Source organism: Rhodopseudomonas parapalustris, from assembly GCF_053772255.1.
The window spans coordinates 1-19,082 of sequence record NZ_JAMKBZ010000025.1 but is presented as its reverse complement, the minus strand read 5'-3'; the positions used below and the strand labels follow the sequence as shown (position 1 = coordinate 19,082).

Below are 19,082 nucleotides of genomic sequence, written 5' to 3'. Positions count from 1 at the left end.
CGGGCGGGGCGGGCTGGCAGTCCGAGCGAAGCGAGGGCCTTGATGGCCAAGGCCGGCTATTTTGTCTCGCGATGGAAAGCGGCCCGCAGGGCCGCGCCGGAAAATAGTCGGCCGCCGCCATTGCCGGCCTAGCCCGTTTGTGGGCCGATCGCCCTCTCGAAGGCCGAGGCGCGGTCCTCTCCGATGGTTGACGCATGCCGGCGGGCATGATGACGGCAGCCGTGACGTCCGTCGCGGGCGGCTAAGCCGCCTGAGCCATGAAGCGGGCGACGTCCTGCGGCGCGAGCTGCACCCGCAGGCTGGCGCGGAGCGCATCGAGCCCGAGGCGCCGGAGATCTTCGTTGAAGTCCTCAAGCACCGGCGAGAGCACGATGGCCTCGATTCCGGCCGCGTTCGCCCGTTCGACCAGGTTGTCCCGCGCGCCGTCGCCTGCCGGGTCGTTGTCGCGCAGTATATAGAGTCGGCGCAGCGTCTCGGGGAACAGGATGGCGGCCAGATGGGCTGCGGACAGCGCCGCCGCCATCGCCATGTGTGGTATCGTTTGACGCGCCGACAGGACGCTTTCGATGCCTTCGCCCGCCGCCATCGCCTCGCCGGCGATCCCGAAGCGAACGGCATGGCCGAGCAAGTCGCCCATCGCCTTGCGCTGCGTTTCGATCGGCGCCTTGTCGGAGCCGTCAGGGGCGAGCCAAGTGCGATGCGCGCCGGTGATCGCGCCCCTGAGATCGGTGACGGCGGCGATCATCGCCGGCCAGGTTTCGGTCGGGCCGTGGTCATCGGGCCGATAATAGCAGCGTGGATGGAAGCGAAGGTTTCCGGTTCCGTGCAAAGCCGTAATGCCGCGATGGCGAAGATATGTCTCTACGGGGGTGCCGCTGATCGGCTGCGCCATGGCGAACAATCGCCTTGCCGCTTCGGCCGAGCCCGACGGGGCAGGCGTGCCCGGTCGCTTCTTCGTCGCCGGCGCGGGTTTCGGACGCGGCAGGCTGAGAAAGCTGCGGGCTTCCTCGACGACATCGGCGAAGTCGGCGAGGCCGCAACTCTCCCGGATCACGTCGAGCAGATCGCCATGCTCTCCGGTGGCGGCGTCGGTCCATTTGCCTGCCGGCCCCTTCGCCGTCTCCTTGAGCCGGACGAACATCGAGCGGCCGGGCGTGTTGCGCGCATCGCCGACCTGCCAGTAATTGCCCTGACGATGGCCGGCGTCGAGATAATGGCGGCACACCGCCTCGGCTTCCCGGCCGAGACGCTGCGCCAGATCCGAAGCGTCGAGACGGGTCATCACGCCGCCTCGCGTTCGCCGATGCGCTGGACCGGATAGCGGCCCAGCACGCGCTCCAGCACTGCGGGACCGGCGCTATCGGTCGGCACGAACATCCTGAGCTTCCAGGAGATGATCTCGTGGAACAGTCCGTAGGCGGTGAGCCGCTCGCGCATCGTGTCGGTGAAGCCCGACAGTTCGATGCGGTTGGCGCCCATCACACGGACGCGGCGAAGCTGAAGCCCCTCGGCGAGGTCGAGGATGGTGTGGCCATCCACCAGCGCCATGAAGGCGTCGGCGGGCGCGAGCGTGGCTGCGCCGGTCGTGGTCGCATTGGCCGCCCAGGCGGGCGAGACCTTGCGGCCGACGATCCGCTCGCCCTCGTCGGTCTGGAGCCGATAGACGCGGGTGGACTCGTTCGGCAGCCGCTTCCAGATCGGCAGCAACAGGCCGGCGACGATATGGATCGTGCTGTCGGAGAAAGCCGGCACGTCCGCGACCTCGGCGTTCCAGGCCGAGGCGAAGTCGTTCCGTTCCGCCTCGGTCCAATGGGTCTCGCCCATCATCTTCACCGGAACGGTGTGTGATTCCATCGGCCGGATCAGCCGGACGCGGCGTTCGATCTCGCCATCGTCGAGCATGACCGAGGTGGCGGGGATCTGCACCGCGGCGCGGCCCGACCGTTCGTTGACCAGCAGCCGGGCGCCGGGCTCGCCGAGATGGGCGAGCGCGTCGTCCAGCGTGACCGGGCGGTTTCGGGTCCGCTGCGCGATGGTGAGGAGCCGGGTCTCGGCGCCCGTGCCCGGATGCGTATAGATGGTCTGGCGGCCGGTGACGGTGAAGCCCTCCGCCGTCAGCGTCTCCAGCCCGACATCGTAGATGCCCGCGGCTATGGCCCCCTCGATCTTGGCGGTGAGAAGCTGCTCAAAGGCGGTGAACAGGATGCCCTGAAGCTCGATGGTCAGGGCCAGCAGCCGATTGAGGAAGGTGGTGATCGGGGGCAGTTCGTCCTTGATGCCGTTCGCGTCCATCAGCTTCAGGCCGGTGGCGGACTCGAAGCGTTCGAGCGAGCAGCCTTCGACCTTGCCGCGCACCAGCAGGAGATAGAGCTGGCGGAGCGCATCGCGGGCGTAGGGGCTTTCCAGATTGTCCTCGGGGCGGAACAGGCCCTGGCCGCCGGTCTGGCGCTGGCCGCGGGTGATGGCGCCCAGCGTGTCGAGCCGCCGGGCGATGGTGGAGAGGAAGCGCTTCTCCGCCTTGACGTCCGTGGCGACGGGCCGGAACAGCGGTGGCTGCGCCTGGTTGGTCCGGTGCGTGCGGCCGAGTCCCTGGATGGCGGCGTCCGCTTTCCAGCCGGGTTCGAGCAGATAGTGGACGCGCAGCCGGGCGTTCCGCGCCGAAAGCTCGGCATGATAGCTGCGGCCGGTGCCGCCGGCGTCCGAGAAGATCAGGATGCGCTTGCTGTCGTCCATGAACGCCTGGGTTTCGGCGAGATTGGCGGCTGCGGCGCGGTTCTCGACGACGAGTCGGTCGCCGCCCGAAGGCGTGCTCTTGCGGACGATGCGCCGCGAGCGGCCCGTCACCTCGGCCACCAGATCCGTGCCGAAATGCTGGACGATCTGGTCGAGCGCGCCGGGCACGGGCGGCAGCGAGGCGAGCTGCGCGATCAGTTCGTCGCGGCGCGCGACGGCTTCGCGGCTTTCGACGGGCTGGCCGTCGCGATAGACCGGCCGCGACGAGAGGTTGCCCTCGCTGTCGGTGAAGGGCTCGTAGAGCTGCACCGGGAAGGAATGGGCGAGGTAGTCGAGAACATATTCCCTCGGCGTGATGTCGACGCGAACGTCGTTCCATTCCTCGGTCGGCAGGTCGGCCAGGCGGCGTTCCATCAGCGCCTCGCCAGTCGAGACGATCTGGATGACAGCGGCATGGCCGGCTTCCAGGTCGCCGCTGATCGACCGGATCAGGGTCGGCGTCTTCATGCTGGTGAGCAGATGGCCGAAGAAGCGCTGCTTGGCGCTCTCGAAGGCCGAGCGGGCGGCGGACTTGGCCTGCCGGTTCAGCGTGCCGGACGCGCCGGTGATGTTGGCGGCCTCCATCGCCGCATCCAGATTGTTATGGATGACGGCGAAGGCCCCGGCATAGGCGTCGTAGATGCGGGTCTGCTCAGGGCTGAGCGCGTGTTCGACCAGCTCGTATTCCACGCCGTCGAACGAGAGCGAACGGGCGGTGTAGAGGCCGAGAGCGCGCAGGTCGCGGGCCAGCACCTCCATCGCCGCGACGCCGCCGGCCTCGATCGCCTCGATGAACTCGGCCCTCGTCGAGAACGGAAAATCCTCGCCGCCCCACAAGCCGAGCCGCTGGGCGTAGGCGAGGTTGTGGACCGTGGTGGCGCCGGTCGCGGAGACATAGACGACGCGGGCGTTCGGCAGCGCGTGCTGGAGGCGCAGGCCGGCGCGGCCCTGCTGCGAGGCGGCGACGTCGCCGCGTTCTCCCTTGCCGCCACCGGCATTCTGCATCGCGTGCGCCTCGTCGAAAATGAGGACTCCGTCGAAGTCGGAGCCCAACCATTCGACGATCTGCCGGACGCGCGAAACCTTCTCGCCGCGGTCATCGGAGCGTAGCGTGGCATAGGTCGTAAACAGGACGCCTTCCAGCAGCGTGATCGGCCGCCCCTGCGGGAAGCGCGACAGGGGCGTGACCAGCAGGCGTTCCATGCCGAGCGCCGACCAGTCGCGCTGCGCGTCCTCGATCAGCTTGTCGGACTTGCTGATCCACACCGCCTTGCGGCGGCCCTGGAGCCAGTTGTCGAGAATGATCGCCGCGGACTGACGGCCTTTGCCGACGCCGGTGCCGTCGCCGATCATGAAGCCGCGCCGAAAGCGAGCGGCGTTCTCCGCATCTTCGCGCGCGGCGGTGACGATGTCGAAGGTGGCGTCCACTGTCCACGACCCGGCGAGATGGTCCGCGTGCGCTTCGCCCGCATAGATCACGGTCTCAAGCTGGGCGTCCGACAGCAGCTCATGGATGTTGGGCGGCAGGCTTGGCTGATAGCTCGGCTTGGGCGGAGCGACCGAAGCCATTGCGGCCGACTGCACCAGCCGGGTCGGATGGGCCTGGGCGCCGGCGATACGGATCGCCTGCAATCCGTATTCCTCGTAGATGCTCTCGGATAGACGGCCGCCTTCGCCGGCGAGCCAGTCCTGGGTCTCGTAGGCGAGCGGCAGGCCCTCCGGTTCGGCCATCGGTGCAGTCGCCGGGACTGCCTTGGCGGCGCGGTTGATATAGCCGCGCACGCTGCGAGGGGTGGCAGGCGCGATGGCCGGGACCACGACGGAGGGATCGACGGCGAGCCGTTTCGGCGCCTGCTCGTCGATCCAGCCCAGCAGCGTGGCGACGTCCGGCGCGACGCCGGGCGCTGCCGGAAACACGGCGGGATCGTCGGCCGGCCGCTTGTCGATGACAGTCAGGCGCGTCTCGATGGTGGTGCCGTGTTTGGCATAGACGGAGCCGTCGATGACGGCGGAGAAGACGACGCGCCCGCGCGCCTGCAACCGGACGAAGGCGTCCCGCCAGGCCGGATTGTCAGGTGCGAAGCTGGCGCTGGTGATCGCCACGAGCCGGCCGCCGGGGGCCAGACGCGCCAGGGCCGAGGCGACATGGCGGTAAGCGGCGTCCGCCATGCGGCCCTCGACATTGGCCATGACCGAAAAGGGCGGATTCATCAGCACAACGCTGGGCATCACGGCGGGATCGAGATGATCGTCGATCTGCGCCGCGTCGAAACGGGTGACGGAAATGGCCGGGAAGAGAAGCGACAGCAGATTGGCGCGGGTGTCGGCCAGCTCGTTGAGAACGAGCGCGCCGCCCGTGATCTCGGCGAGGATGGCGAGCAGGCCGGTGCCCGCCGACGGCTCGAGCAACCGGTCGGCCGGAGTGATGGCGGCGGCGTGGGCGGCGACCAGGCCGAGCGGGATCGGCGTCGAGAACTGCTGGAAGGTCTGGCTCTCCGCCGAACGCCGCGTATGCGTCGGCAGCAGGTTGGCGATTTTCGACAGCGCGGAAAGGCGAGCCGCCGGAGACCCGGCTTTACGGAAAAGCGCACGTCCGTATTTACGGAGGAACAGGACGGTCGCCGCCTCGCAGGCGTCATAGGCCGTCTTCCAGCCCCAGGCGCCGGTGGCGTCCGATGCGCCGAAGGCGGTCTCCATCGCCGCACGCAGGGCGGCGGCGTCGACGCGCTCGCCGCGTTCGAGATGAGGCAGGAGCTGGCCGGCGGCCGCGAGGATGGCGGCGGCGGGTTCGGGATTGGAGCCGAGCGGAAGCGGCGCGGCGGCGGTCGCCGCCGCCGATGCGGAAATCATGGTCATGGTGGGAACCTCTTGGAGAGCGGGAAAGGGCGAGCCCGCGCGGCGCTCTCTCTCGACCGCACCGGCTCAAACCCGTCCCGGCGGCCCTTTCACTCTCAAGGCGCCCGAACGGAAAAAGCGCCCGACCGTGAGGTGGGGCGCTTTTCGAGGGGATCAGTTCCAGAGCCCGTCCGCGATCTCGTAGGCGACGAGCGTGCGGGCCTTGCGGATCAGATCATCGCCGCAGGTATCGACATGGCCGAAGAACCGCGCGCGAGCGCCGTTCGCGGTCCAGTCGGCATAGGCGCAATATTCCCGAGCATCGGATCGAAACGCCCGCATGTCGCTGGCCCAGTGAGGCTTGGGCTCGACGACGACGGTGAGGCCGCCTCTGGTCTCCGGCCAGGGTAGAGACCGTTCATGCGGCGGATGCTGGCGATCCGCCGCGAAGATGGCGTCGATGTCGGTCATGGCGCCTCTCCCGTATCGGGCCGCACGAAGCCCTCGGGATCGTCGGGATCGGGCGGCAGATAGGCATCGTAGGGATTGCCGTCGGCGAGATGGCCGAAGGGCGTGAAGACATAGTCGCCGTTGTCCCGCCCGACAGCGCAGATGACGTAGCGCGAGCTGCCCGTCACCGCGTCGAGGCACTCCATGAGGGCGAGATTGCCGTCGCCCGCCGCCCGCAGCAGGGTCTGGAAATTGCTCCGGGCATGGGAGGGGATGCTCATAGCGGACCTCCCTCGTCGGAGAGGGTCTGGGCAAGCCAGCCATCGGTGTAGATCCAGTCCACGGTCTCGCCGGTGGCGAGGTCGAGGACATGGGCGCCGCCGCCGAACCCGTCGAGACGCGGCCGCGAGCAGGTGTTGGCGTATTGGAAGCCCCATCTGCCGGTGAGGCCGAACTCGGCGGCGCAACGCTTCACGAACTGGATGAGGCGCTCGGGATCGCCGGTCACGTCGTCGCGCATCCAGAGTTCGGTGCCGCCGTATTGCGGCTCGATCGACAGAAGGAAGCCCTCGGAGGGTGGTTCCTCCGACGCGCCTTCCGCGGACAACGTGTTGTAGAGATCGAGCGCGCGGGCGGCGTTCTCGGGCGTGCCGACATCGAGCAGGCACGAGAAATGGGTGAAATAGTTGGCCATGACAGGCTCCTGAAACGAGAAAGCCCGGCGCGATGGCCGGGCTGAGTTGGGGGGCGAAGGCGGTCAGTAGCCGAACCGCCAGGATGGCCAGGGCTGGCCGTCGTCGGCGGCGGCGACGGCTTCCGGCAGGTAGTCGGTATCGCCTTCGACCAGGGTTGGGTCGCGCACCGGCGTTTCGTCGATGACGGTGACGCAAACGACGAGACCGTCTTCGACCTCGACGTGAACGGGCACGAGATACTGGAAGACGACGCGGCGCGTGGCGGACGGGTCGGGTTCGATCATGGAGGGTCTCCTTGCGACGATGCGGGGAAGCGAACTCTCGGCGCTCCCCCGCGGTGAGGGTCATTCGGCCGCGATCGTCAGGGCGTGCTCGTCCTCGATCCCGTCGGCTTCCTCGTCGTCGCCATCCTCGCTGAGGAAGTCCGGCAAGGCGGCATCGTCTCCGGCGTCTGCCTTCGTGCCAGGTTCGATGGTCTGCCCATCATCGAGGTCGACCAGGCGCAGCGGCTCCGGCAGCCAGCCGGTGTCGGCCAAAAGGCGCTCGGCCTCCTTGGCCATGTCGCCTTTCTTCATATGGTCGATGAGCTGGGCGGCCCGTTCGCCCGCGCCCTCCCGCACGGCTTCGAGGATGCGAGGCTTGGTGACGCGGCCGAGATAGTTGCCGACGGTCGGCCTCCAGCCCGCCGCAACCATGTCGAGGCCGGTGGCCCGCGCCAGCCGGTCGGCCTGTGACAGCCGCACGTCCAGCCCATGCTGGCTGACGCCCGATCCGCTGTAGGGATTGGGCCGCTCGAACAAAGCATTCACGCCGAAGCTGACGCAATGGGCGAGCAGATCGAGCCGTGTGCCGGGATCGAGCAGGGAGAGCCAGTCCCAGAGCGCCTGATCGTCGGCGGGAACGTGATCGCCCCAGCGCTCGTGCCGCTCGGCGACCGCGCGCGCGGGCGTGCTGTCCTTCAACTCCTCGGACTGTGCCGAGAAGAAGATATGATTGACGCGGGCCTCTAGGCAGCCGGCCGGCGCGGTGCGCCGGAAGGTGTCGCTGACCAGCTTGTGCAGCAGCATGGTCATGGCGACGTCGGGATGTTCCGCAACCGCGTTGCGCAGAGCGAGGGTGCGATGCGCGGTCAGCTCGATGACGAGGCGCTCGGGCAACGGCTTGACGCCGTCCTCCTCATCGTCCTCCGGCTCCGCGGGCTGGCCGCCGATGGTGATGACGGCGCGTTGAACGGCGGGCGCGGCCTGCTGGCCAGCTTCACCGTCAACCTCCTGCACATCGCTGCCTTCGGTCTCGACGGGACGTTCATCCTCGGGACGGACATAGCCGCGATCCACCGACAGCGAGCCGTCGGCGTCGAGGCTGATGAAGACGCCGGCGACGGCGATGTCGGCCGGATCGTATATCGTCGGGCGCTGCTCGAAGGCGTCGAGGGCCTGTTCGATCTCGCCGAGACGTGCGTCGATCTCGTCCGGCAGCTCGTCGGCTTCGGCATATTCGGCTTCGAGTCGGTCGTATTCGTCGCGCAGCGCTTCGCGGGTGGCGCTCTCCTCCTCGGTCAGGTCGACCGTGACACCAGCCAGTTCGCGAAGCCCATGCTGGTGGCCGTAGGGAAAGCTCAAGGCGGCCTCGACCCATTTCCAGCCTTCGCTCGCGATCTCGTCGGCGGTGGTCTTCAGCTTGTCGGCCACCATGCGGTCGAGCAGGGCCGGATCTTGCAGCCAGCCACCATCGTCCGACTGGAACAGGTCGCGCAGCACGATACCGCCGGCCGCCTCATAAGCCTCGACGCCGATGAATACGGCCCTTTTGTCGGAGGCGCGTACTGAGGTCTCGGTCAGCATCCGACGGATCTGATAGGGCTCCTTCTGCCAGCTATCCTTGACTGCCTCCCAGACCTGTTCCTGACGGGCATGGTCGGAGCTGACGGTGAAGGCCATGAGCTGTTCGAGCGTCATGCCATCCTCGGCATAGATCTCGAGCAAAGTCGGCGAGACGGAGGCGAGGCGCAGGCGCTGCTTCACGACATTGACGCCGACGAAGAAGGCGGCGGCGATGGCTTCCTCGGTCATACCCTTGTCGCGCATGGCCCGGAAGGCACGGAACTGGTCGAGTGGATGCAGCGGCGCGCGCTCCATGTTCTCGACCAGCGAGACCTCGTCGACCAGGATGTCGCTGTTGGCGTCGCCGACGACGCAGGGCACCGGCGCAGTCTTGGCCAGGCGCTTCTGCTTCGCGAGCAGTTCGAGGGCACGATAGCGGCGGCCACCGGCGGGCACCTCGAACATGCCGCTCTCGGCGCCATCGGCGTCGAGGACGGGACGGACATGGAGGCTCTGGATGAGACCGCGCCGGGCGATGGACTCGGCCAGCTCCTCGATCGAGACGCCGGCCTTGACGCGCCGAACATTGGACTGGCTCAGCACCAGCTTGTTGAAGGGGATGTCGCGCGCCGACGACAGGGTGATCTTCTGAATGGCAGTCGCCATGTTCGTTACTCCGCGACGGGCAGCCGGGAGCCTCTCTCTCGACCTCCAACCCGTCACGAAGCGAAGCGCCGCCCTCTCACTCTCGGAGGGCAGCGCCAGGCGGGCGGAAAGGCGTAAAGCCGGCAGCCCGCTTCTCCGCCTTTCCGGTTTTCAGGATCGTCACGTCCCGTGGAGGCCCTCACATTCGTTGGGCCACACACGATCCATTATGTTGGAATTGCCGCTTGCTGTTGCTGGCTACGCTTCCACAACCGACCAGTCGATGCGTAGCCGGTGGCCCCGAACCTTACCTTTGGGGAGGGCCTTGCGGTCGACCAGCTTGCCCCGCACCTCAAAATCCGCGTTGATCTTCACGATCAGGACTTTGCTGAAATTGCGCTCAAGATTGATCTCGACAACATCGCAGTTCTTGAACGGCGTGATGGTTTTCACTTCCACAAAGTCGTTGCCGAGACGGCCATCGGATCCCTTGGCGTAGTTGCGGTGCAGCTTGATGCCGTGGGTGATTGCGCCATACAGTTCGCCAATGTCCCCATACACTTGCAGGTGCCTGCCGGTCAGGAGGTAATATTCCTCGGCGGTGCCGATCAGGGATTCAAAGACCGGCACTAGCGACAGGTCAGCATTAGGATAACGCGCACGCCATTCTTTATATTGAATTTGCTGGTTGATTTCGTCCCAACTCACCCATTCGCCATCATCCCATATGGCATTGTCTGGCCCCAAGGTGTTCTCCATCACGATTTGAATCCTGCTGCGTCCTGTTGCCTGCAAAATCTAGGGGAAGTCTACAGCAAGATCAGCAATGTACTGTTAAGCCTTAGGGGGGATCTTGCCATGTGCGTTCGTCACGCCGCCTGTCGTTCGTCCTCGACGATGCCGACGTGAGTGTCGGGCAAGAAGCCGAGCAGCCAATCGGCAGCCTTGCTAGCCTGGGAAGCGGCGCGGACGATGGCGCGATTGTCCTCGCGCAGCACCTCGAGCCAGGAGCCGATATAGTCGGCATGGCGGACGGTGGGCGTGATGCCGAGCGAGGCGCAGCAGAAAGCCGCGTTGATCTCGGCGACCAGCTCCTCGAAGGCGTATTTCTTCGAGCCGAAGGAACCCGAGAAATCGCGGTTCAGGCGCGAGGGGTGGCCCGTGGCGTGCCCGAGCTCGTGCAGGGCCGTACGGTGCCAGTTGATTGGCTCGAAATACGCCTGCGGCGGCGGCACCTGCACATAGTCATGCGACGGGACATAGAAAGCGCGGTCGCCGCCGATGCGGAAGTCGATGCCGGTCGCCCGGATCAGGGCCTCGACCTGCGGTTCGATGAGTCCGGGCGGAGGCGGTGGGGCCACAATGGCGACATCCTCCGGCAGCTCGTCGCATTGCGCCGCGTTGAACACCGTGAAGCGCTTGAGGAACGGGATCGCGGCGGCTTCCTCGCCGGTCTCGCGGGCGCGGCGCTTCTCGTCCTCCGGCGTGAAACGGTCGGCATAGACGACGGTGGTGCCGTGTTCGCCGCGGCGGACATTGCCGCCAAGCGACAGGGCCTGGCGGAAGGTGAGCCAGCTCTGGCCGGGAAAGCCGTGCTGGATCACCGCGCCCCAGAGGATCAGCACGTTGATCCCCGAATAGTGCCGCCCGGTCGCGGCGTTTCTCGGCATGGCGAGGGGCGCCTTGACCGAGGCCGATCCCCAGGGCTGGACCCAGGGGAAGCGGCCCGCCTCCAGCTCGGCGATGATCTTGCTAGTGATGTCGTCGTAAAGGTTCGTCCGGCCGGAGCCGGCACGCCCGTTGCGGTCGTTCCTGAACATCGCGGTTCTCCGCGACGGGCGCCGGAGACCTCTTCTCCAGCCCTCAACCCGTCACGGAAACCCCGTCCGCACTCTCACTCTCCAGGGGGCGTTGCGGGGGTCTCCCCGCAGAAGGGGTCGGCCGAGACCCTGGCTCGGCCGCAGGGGAAGGCTTTCCCCTATCCGGGCTTCCTTGAAAACTGTCAGAAACTCGCGTATATTTCCGACAGGAGAAAGACGATGACACGGCTGACCGAACAGATTCTGGCCCATGCGGCGGGATTGCCCGAAGGCGCCCCCGTGTCCGCCAAGGGCCTGCTCCACCTCGGAAACCGGGCGGCCGTGGATCAGGCATTGTCGCGCCTGTCGGAGCGCGGGCAGCTCATCCGCGCCGGTCGTGGCGTCTATCTGCGTCCCATCGCCAGCCGGTTCGGCACGCGCGCACCTTCGGTCGAGCAGGCTGTCGAGGCCCTTGCGACCCAAAAGGGGGAGATCATCGTCTCGAACGGCGCCGCCGCGGCGAACGCCCTTGGCTTGACGACGCAGGTGCCCGTCCGCTCGGTCTATCTGACCTCCGGGCGCAGTCGAAAGATGTACCTTGGCAAGCAGGTCGTGGAATTGCGGCACGCGCCGCGCTGGCAACTGGCCCTGGCCAACCGCCCGGCGGGGGAGGCCGTGCGGGCGCTTGCCTGGCTCGGCCCGGAAAGGGTGGAGGCCGCGCTCACGACATTGAAGCGGAAGATGCCGCCCGGCGTGTTCGGCGAACTGGTCGCCGCCGCGCCGCAGCTTCCGACATGGCTCGCACAGAGCGTCGGAAAGGCGGCGTATGGCTGACGTCTTCCTCCAGCTTTCGGCCGAGGATCGGCGCGATGTGTTGGGTGTCGCTGCCGACCGCTCGGGCCGTCCTACCCATCTTCTCGAAAAGGATGTGTGGGTGGTGTGGGCGCTGGCGACCCTCTACGCCGCGCCGCTCGGTGAACATCTGGTGTTCAAGGGCGGCACGTCGCTGTCGAAAGCCTATCAGGTCATCCGCCGGTTTTCGGAGGATGTGGATCTGACCTACGACATTCGGGCGATCGCGCCCGATCTGGTCGGGGACAATGGCGAGGGCCTGCCGAAAACCCGGAGCGAGGAAAAGCGCTGGTCCAGCGAGGTCCGCCGGCGATTGCCGGTCTGGGTCGCGGAGGCCGTGCAGCCCGTGATCGCGACCGCGCTGGCCGCCGAAGGTCTGGCCGCGGCCATTCGCGTCGAGGATGACAAGCTCTTTATCGACTATGAGGCGACCGCGGCCGGCTCCGGCTATGTCGCGCCCAGCGTCATGCTGGAGTTCGGCGCCCGCTCGACGGGCGAACCGGCGAGCCTGCGCGACGTCGTATGCGAAGCGGCCGGCCTGATCGACGGGCTGATATTCCCGACGGCGCGGCCGCGCGTCATGCACGCGGAGCGGACCTTCTGGGAGAAGGCGACCGCCATCCATGTTTTCTGCCTCCAGGAACGGCTGCGCGGCGACCGCTTCGCACGACACTGGCACGATGTTGTCCGGCTGGATGAAGCCGGCTTCGCGGAAGCCGCTTTCGCCGATCGCGAACTGGCCAACGCAGTCGCCCGCCACAAGTCGATGTTCTTCGCGGAGAAGGCCGCCGACCGCACGCCGATCGACTATGCAGCGGCCGTCAACGGCGGCTTGCAGCTCGTGCCGGCCGGCGATGGCGCGAAGGCGCTGGAGGACGACTATGCCCGCATGGTCGAGGATGGACTGCTCTTCGATGACGCGGAGCCGTTCGAGGCGCTCATGGCGCGGTGCGCCGATATAGCCGCGCGCGCGAACAGCGCGGTCAAATAAGAAACTGGGGGGATCGGGGGTATATGAGCGAAGTCGGAGACGAACGAAAATTCCAGTTTCTGCGGAACGGCGATGCCGATCCATCGGAACTCGACTGGAACAAGGGGATCGAGAGCGCCCGCCAGGCGATTTCCGAGGCCATGAACGCCAAGAATATCGCGTTTTTGCTCGGCGCTGGATGTTCCTCCCTGATGAGGGACAAAAAGGAACTCGGCATTGCGACCATGGCGCCCCTGGCCAAGGAGTTCTGTGGGGAAACCCTCGAGGCGCGGGCGGCGGGATTTTACGGTGATCCGCCGGTCGTCGGCGCTGCCCCGGCGCCGTGGCGGCTGACCAAGGGCGAACTCGACTATCTCGATGCGCTCGGGATCGACCTGGCGAAGGACTACAGCCGGAACCTGGAACGCTTGATGGAGGTGCTGTTCGCGCAGCAGTTCGTGCTGCGCCAGAGCGAGAATCCCGATCTTCACCCCTACCGCGGTGTTCTCGACGGCATCATCAAGAAGGTCCAGGACTTCCTATGGACCCGTGTCACCCAAGGGGCCTTCGCCACGCAGGGCGACACCACCGTGCGCGACCTCTACGAGCGGTTCTACAAGAAGCTGGTCCTGCGAGATCGGTCCTTGCCCCGGCCGTGGGTGTTCACGACCAACTACGATCATTTCAGCGAATTGGCGATGGATCGCCTGGGCATTCCCTATGCCAACGGCTTTTCCGGCGTGGTGGAACGTCGCTTCAACCCGGCGATCTTCCGCTATGCCTTGGCCGAGCAGCTCGACGTCGCCAGCCGCAAGTGGACCGCCGTCGACGCCTTCGTCTATCTCTGCAAATTGCATGGTTCGGTCACTTGGACCGAGGACGATCACGGCCTGTTCCCGATCAAGGAGGTCTGGCCGCCGGAATCCACGAACCAGATGCTGATCTATCCGACGCCGGCGAAGCAGAACTCTTCACTCGGCTCGCCCTACGCGGACCTGTTCCGGGAATTTCAGTCCCGGATCGTGCGCGAGCAGAGCGTTCTCATCACGGCCGGCTACGCCTTCGGCGATGAGCACCTGAACAACATCATCTACCAGGCGCTGACGATCCCGACGTTCCGTCTGGTGATCTTCGCGGCGCCGGATACGGCCGGCGAGATCGCCAAGCTGCGGGCGCTGCGCGACCCGCGCATTTGGATCATTGGAGGCGACGGTCCTGCCGAGGGGACGAGGGCGCACTACTTCGACATGATCGTCGAGCATTTCATGCCGCAGCGTCCCAGCGACAGGATCGATGACGCCGTTCGCAAGGTGTTGTCCGAACTGGCGCCGAAAAGGGACGACGAGACGAAGGATGGCGAGGCATGAGCCACGACGATCGCAAACGCGCGATCGGCAAGGTGGTCTCGGTCGCGGCCGACCGCTTTGTCGTGGAGATGCACGTCGGCACCGACAACTTCACGGTCGTTGGCTTCGACGGCGTGCATTATGTGGCGCGGCTGGGATCGTTCCTGATGATTCCATCGCAGTCGGAATATGTCGTGGTCGAGGTTGTCGGTCTGCGAGAGCGCGACGCGAGCACTCCATCCGAGCGAGGCGACTTCGATCGGGCTGGCTCATCAAAATATCTGGACGTGGTGCCGGTCGGCATGTTGCCGATGCGTGGCGGCGCGTTCCGTTTCGGTGTGTCCGTTTTCCCGTCTCTGTATGCGGACGCACTCTATGCACTGGACGGCGAACTCGATCGCATCTTCGAGACCGAGGCGGCCGTCGAGCCGTCAGTCGGCCCGGATGGTGGCGCCTGCGAACCCGAAGGAGCCACGCGCTATCGGGTTCTGCCCATCGGCAAGTCGGTGGTGTTCGAGAACTACGACATCAAGGTCCGGCTGAACGAGTTCTTCGGCGGTCATGTCGCCGTCCTGGGCAATACCGGCAGCGGCAAGTCCTGCACGGTCGCCTCGGTCTTGCAGTCCCTTTTCAGCAAGCCGGAGGAGCATCACGCCCGCGGCGCGACCTTCGTTGTCTTCGACGTCAATGGCGAGTATCACGCCGCTCTGGCCGCTTCCGCGAAGGAGGGAGCCATCGGGGTCGAGCGCGTCGTCCTCGACGGCACGGCGGCTGGCTTCCGTATGCCGCATTGGTTCCTGGAGATGGCAGAATGGGAACTGCTCTTGCAGGCCAGCGAGCGAACACAACTGCCGGTTCTTCGGACGGCGTTAGGTCTGACAAGTCTCTTTCATGCCAATACGCCAGAAGCTCTGGCGCTGCGCGAGCACTTTGTCGCCACCTGCATCATCGAGTGTTTTCGAGGGGCAGATGGCGACTCCCCCGTATCGAAATTTCAGCGCGTCGTCTCCCTTCTCCAGAAGTATCCGACAAACGACCTGAATATGGCGCTTCTGAACCGCTTTAATCCTAATTTTCAGTATGGAAATTTTTCGGGAAACAACCAATCGGCGTTTCTGGACGAAGTGAGAAAAAGGCTTCGGGAGGACGCGCCCTTACCAGCCTATAATCGGACACCATTCTCTTTTGATGAGCTGCACGAGTGTCTCGACTTCGCGATCCTCTACGAGGAGGCTCACGGCAATCGCCAAATCCGAGACTACTGCTCGTCCATGGTCACGCGGCTCAGATCCCTCCAGGAGAGAACAGAATATGCCTTTCTGCGTCACGAAGGAGCTGACGTTGACGCGGCCGTAAGCGATCTGGAGTTTTTGACCAACATCGTCGGTCTGCAAAGGGCGGCCGGAGAATCGTTCGCCAAACGCAATCAGATCATTATTATTGATCTCAATTCCGTCGAAGATGAAATCGTTGAGCTGGTCAGTGCGGTCATCGCACGCATGCTTTTTCGGTTTCTTCGCCATGCGGAACCGAGAAACCGCTTCCCGATACACCTACTGCTCGAAGAGGCTCATAGATATGTCGCCTCTACGCCGTCCCGCTTTTCCATCGACGCCACCAAGATTTTCGAGCGCATCGCCAAGGAAGGACGCAAATACGGAATGTTCGTGCTGCTGGCGTCTCAGCGCCCGAGCGAGCTGTCCAAGACGGTTCTCAGCCAGTGCTCCAACTTCCTGGTTCACCGCATCCAGAATCCCGACGATCTCTCCCAGATTCGCCAGATGACTCCGTTCATCTCGGAGTCGGTCCTGAAGCGGTTGCCGTCATTGCCTCGGCAGCACGCGCTGGTGTTTGGAACGTCGGTGAATCTGCCGACGACCTTCAAGGTCAGGGAGGCATTCCCGCGGCCGCGGAGCGACGATACCGCCGTCGTCGATCTGTGGTTCCACGAAGAAGGTCGAGCCGCTGACATTCGCCTCGCGCCCCGGCCGGCCGACGCCGCTGCTGCGGCGGCTGGAGGGGAGCCGATGGCGGTAAACGAAGCGCCGGGCGATGACATCTTCTGAACATCTGGAGACCCTGGCGCAGACACTGGAGGCCACGGGGGATTACCGGGTCATCCGGCGTCTCAAGCCACGCCCTCGCATCATTCCGCCTCCCGGCACGCCGTTGCGCCTTGGGCTGGTAGTCGATGTGGAGACGACAGGGCTCGATCCTCAGCGAGACGAGATCATCGAACTCGCCATGACGCCATTCAACTACGGCTTGGATGGCACCGTTTTCAGCGTGGGCGACAGCTTCCAAGGGCTGCGTCAGCCGAGCGAACCTATCGCCCCGGAAATCACCGCGATCACGGGCATCACGAATGAGATGGTGGCCGGCCAGATCATCGATCCCGCAGCGGTCGCCACATTCGCGGCGCCGGCTTCTCTCGTCATCGCGCACAACGCGACGTTCGACCGCCGCTTTCTTGAACGATTCAGCGACGTGTTTTCGACGAAGCCGTGGGCTTGCTCGCTCAGCCAGATCGATTGGGCAGCGGAGGGGTTCGAGGGCACGAAACTCGCCTATCTCGCTCAAGCCGCCAACTTCTTCTACGACCGCCACCGCGCGATGCACGACTGTCTTGCTACGGTCGAGTTGCTGGCAATTGGGCTGCCCCGATCAGGCGTTACGGGTCTTAGCCGCCTCCTGGACGGCGCTCGTGCCGTTTCTTGGCGCATCTGGGCGGAGAACTCGCCCTTCGACCTCAAGGATGTCCTCAAAGCACGGGGATACCGTTGGAACGGCGATCCCGGCCCGCAGCCGCGCGCATGGTATATCGACGTTCCCGAAGCTCAACGCGAGGCCGAGCTGCGGTTCTTGAGAACGGAAATCTATCGGTATGAGGTCGATCCCCCGGTTCGGCGGATCGATGCGTATGATCGGTTTTCAGACCGGATCTGAACGCCGTCGAGGGCCGGGCTATTGCTTGCCCTGGCCGTATCCATTGCCGCCCTCGATGCTCCCGGCGGCCTTCAGCAAGTCCCCGATGGAGCGCCCGCCGATCCGGCAGGTGGCCACCACGCGGTCGTAGGACTGGTGGTTGGCGACGCACTCCGCATTCCGACCCATCGCGATCTTCTCCAGCGCGGCCTTGGCGGCGGGGCCGGTGGGAGAGTGAAGTTCGGGCGCGTAGAAATCCTCCAGCCGGATCTCCACCCAGTTGGCCGGCCCTTGACCGACGGCCACGCACAAGGAGTCGCCGTCACCGACATAGACCACGGGACCGGAGAAGTGCGCGCCGCGATGGAGATAGGACGGCATCGGGCCGCGGTCGGGAATGGCCTTGCAGGGATCGGCCTTGGCCGCCGTCGCTGTGGTCAGTGCCGCCAGCACGGCCAGCCCTATTACGATACGCATAGTCGTTTTTCACTTCCGCCTTTTATGGTGCGCCGGAGGCTTATGCCGCCGCTTTCAGGCGCTTCTTGGCGAGCATGGCACGGACGAACTTGTCCCATTTCGCCATGCCCGCGCGCTTTTCCACCATGTAGTGCCAGCGGTCATAGTGCTTGGAGCTGACGTCCTGCAACGCATGGTTCTGAAGGCGGTCGCGGATTTCCTTCGAGATCCCCGCCTTGCCGGTCAGCGTCTTGAAGGTTCGGCGCAGGTCGCGGTTCGTCACATAGGGGATCACGCCGCGGTCCCGCTGGCGCCACATGAACGAGTAAAGCGTGCCGTGGCTAACAGGCTTGGACGGGTCTGTGGCCGAAGGGAAGAACCAGCCATATTCGTTGACGTTGATGGACGCGAGTAGCTCTGCGGCCAACTCAGGCACCGGAACGGCATGGGGCTGATTGTTCTTGGTCTTGGACCAGTCGATGATCTTTTCCTTCGCGTCCCACTGGTCGATGTGAAGGCTCGCGATCTCCTGGACGCGCTGGCCGGTCAGCATGATGATCCTGACGGCGCGGGTATAGGGCGGGTGAACCGGCGTGTCGGGGCATTCCAGCCAACGATAGAGCTGCACGAACTCGTCTTCATCGAGCCAGCGGGTGCCCTTGACCTTCGGTTCGGTCGGAATGCCTGTCGCCGGATTGAAGGGGATGCGAAAGCGGCGAGCCGACTGCTGCCGATAGTCGTTGTCCGACTTCATGCCCCAGCCAAAGGCCGCGTGCATATAGGAACGCACATGGTCGGCCATCGACTTGGCGCCGCGCTCATAGATCGGGCGGATCAGCTCGACGATTTCCTCGGCCTCGATCTCGCGGGCGAGGCGGTTGCGCCCGAGGGTGTTGGCGATCTTGTTGAGGCCCTTCTCCGTCTCCTTCCAGGAGGGCTTGCCAGCGGCTTTGAGCGAAGCAACGTAACCCTCGAAGAGGTCAGCGACGGTGCCGGGGCGAGTGTCGGATGCGATCTTGATGCTCCGGCCCTTCTGGATGACGTCGGCATAGTCGCGCTTGAAAATCTCGCGAGCCTGCGCGAGCGACATCGAGGGGTAGGCGCCGATCTTCTTCTTGGTGCGTTTGCCGTCACGCCATTGCTGCGCCATCCAGTCGGCGGTGACGCGCTTCGGCATTGGCTTGAGGACGAGGACGAGTCGGCCGGTGCCGCGCCCCTCGCCATCGGCCAGATTTTCCTGCTTGCGGCTGATATCGACGCGCTTCAGCGCATGTCGGATCGTGGTGTCGGTCAGGGCTGGCATGCGTTCCTCCTTGTCCGCAACTGGGATCGGTCGAGGAGAAACGGGGATCGTTTGCTGGGAGCGGAAAGCCGTTTTCTATCCCTTCAACCGCCCCCAATTTGCCAAAGCCGTCCCCACTACGCAATGCCAAAAAACGCTGATTTACCCAGTGTTTTAACGGGATTGAGCGTGATCCTGTGGGATCGAAATCAATGAGTGGGGTGGTTGTGCA

Annotated in this window: 16 protein-coding genes; 5 read left to right on the top strand and 11 right to left on the bottom strand. The window is 65.3% G+C overall.

Going from position 1 to position 19,082, the window contains the following annotated elements; genetic code table 11:
* Positions 1-241 precede the first annotated feature (241 nt).
* The 9 genes from M9H71_RS19135 to M9H71_RS19095 all read right to left on the bottom strand — a co-directional run bounded on the left by M9H71_RS19135 (position 242) and on the right by M9H71_RS19095 (position 11,040).
* Positions 242-1,282, bottom strand: a complete 1,041-nt coding sequence (locus tag M9H71_RS19135; protein WP_455406516.1) for a DUF7146 domain-containing protein — start codon at positions 1,280-1,282, stop codon at positions 242-244.
* Complete coding sequence (locus M9H71_RS19130) at positions 1,282-5,628, bottom strand: strawberry notch-like NTP hydrolase domain-containing protein (protein WP_455406515.1); 4,347 nt, start codon at positions 5,626-5,628, stop codon at positions 1,282-1,284. Before M9H71_RS19130 ends, M9H71_RS19135 begins: the two co-directional genes overlap by 1 nt.
* Positions 5,629-5,781: 153 nt before the next feature.
* A complete protein-coding gene (locus M9H71_RS19125) occupies positions 5,782-6,078 on the bottom strand; it encodes a hypothetical protein (protein ID WP_455406514.1) in 297 nt (98 codons plus the stop codon).
* Positions 6,075-6,338: a DUF6117 family protein gene (locus M9H71_RS19120; RefSeq protein WP_455406513.1), complete on the bottom strand. Its 264-nt coding sequence runs from the start codon at positions 6,336-6,338 to the stop codon at positions 6,075-6,077. Before M9H71_RS19120 ends, M9H71_RS19125 begins: the two co-directional genes overlap by 4 nt.
* Positions 6,335-6,751 (bottom strand): hypothetical protein, encoded by a 417-nt coding sequence (locus M9H71_RS19115; RefSeq protein ID WP_053553346.1) that lies wholly within the window; start codon positions 6,749-6,751, stop codon positions 6,335-6,337. Before M9H71_RS19115 ends, M9H71_RS19120 begins: the two co-directional genes overlap by 4 nt.
* Positions 6,752-6,814: 63 nt before the next feature.
* Positions 6,815-7,036: a hypothetical protein gene (locus M9H71_RS19110; RefSeq protein ID WP_455406512.1), complete on the bottom strand. Its 222-nt coding sequence runs from the start codon at positions 7,034-7,036 to the stop codon at positions 6,815-6,817.
* 60 nt (positions 7,037-7,096) lie between these two features.
* The gene (locus M9H71_RS19105; RefSeq protein WP_455406511.1) at positions 7,097-9,241 is read right to left on the bottom strand and encodes a ParB/RepB/Spo0J family partition protein; all 2,145 of its coding nucleotides are present in this window, start codon (positions 9,239-9,241) and stop codon (positions 7,097-7,099) included.
* A gap of 237 nt (positions 9,242-9,478) precedes the next feature.
* Positions 9,479-9,979, bottom strand: a complete 501-nt coding sequence (locus tag M9H71_RS19100) for a hypothetical protein (RefSeq protein ID WP_455406555.1) — start codon at positions 9,977-9,979, stop codon at positions 9,479-9,481.
* A gap of 110 nt (positions 9,980-10,089) precedes the next feature.
* Positions 10,090-11,040, bottom strand: a complete 951-nt coding sequence (locus tag M9H71_RS19095) for an ArdC family protein (protein WP_455406510.1) — start codon at positions 11,038-11,040, stop codon at positions 10,090-10,092.
* A 219-nt stretch (positions 11,041-11,259) separates the two neighbouring features.
* On the opposite strand from M9H71_RS19095, the gene M9H71_RS19090 reads away from it, so the two are divergent.
* From M9H71_RS19090 to M9H71_RS19070, 5 genes are read left to right on the top strand one after another with little or no spacing between them, the layout of a single operon-like run.
* Positions 11,260-11,853, top strand: a complete 594-nt coding sequence (locus M9H71_RS19090) for a DUF6088 family protein (protein ID WP_455406509.1) — start codon at positions 11,260-11,262, stop codon at positions 11,851-11,853.
* The gene (locus M9H71_RS19085; protein WP_455406508.1) at positions 11,846-12,862 is read left to right on the top strand and encodes a nucleotidyl transferase AbiEii/AbiGii toxin family protein; all 1,017 of its coding nucleotides are present in this window, start codon (positions 11,846-11,848) and stop codon (positions 12,860-12,862) included. Before M9H71_RS19090 ends, M9H71_RS19085 begins: the two co-directional genes overlap by 8 nt.
* Positions 12,820-14,208, top strand: a complete 1,389-nt coding sequence (locus M9H71_RS19080) for an SIR2 family protein (protein WP_455406507.1) — start codon at positions 12,820-12,822, stop codon at positions 14,206-14,208. Before M9H71_RS19085 ends, M9H71_RS19080 begins: the two co-directional genes overlap by 43 nt.
* Positions 14,205-16,253, top strand: coding sequence for an ATP-binding protein (locus M9H71_RS19075; RefSeq protein WP_455406506.1), 2,049 nt, complete (start codon positions 14,205-14,207; stop codon positions 16,251-16,253). The genes M9H71_RS19080 and M9H71_RS19075 overlap by 4 nt, the downstream gene beginning before the upstream one ends.
* A complete protein-coding gene (locus M9H71_RS19070; RefSeq protein WP_455406505.1) occupies positions 16,240-17,133 on the top strand; it encodes a 3'-5' exonuclease in 894 nt (297 codons plus the stop codon). Before M9H71_RS19075 ends, M9H71_RS19070 begins: the two co-directional genes overlap by 14 nt.
* Before the next feature lie 18 nt (positions 17,134-17,151).
* Here M9H71_RS19070 and M9H71_RS19065 read toward each other — a convergent pair whose 3' ends face one another.
* Positions 17,152-17,589 (bottom strand): thermonuclease family protein, encoded by a 438-nt coding sequence (locus M9H71_RS19065; protein ID WP_455406504.1) that lies wholly within the window; start codon positions 17,587-17,589, stop codon positions 17,152-17,154.
* A 40-nt stretch (positions 17,590-17,629) separates the two neighbouring features.
* Complete coding sequence (locus tag M9H71_RS19060) at positions 17,630-18,871, bottom strand: tyrosine-type recombinase/integrase (protein WP_455406503.1); 1,242 nt, start codon at positions 18,869-18,871, stop codon at positions 17,630-17,632.
* Positions 18,872-19,082: the final 211 nt, after the last annotated feature.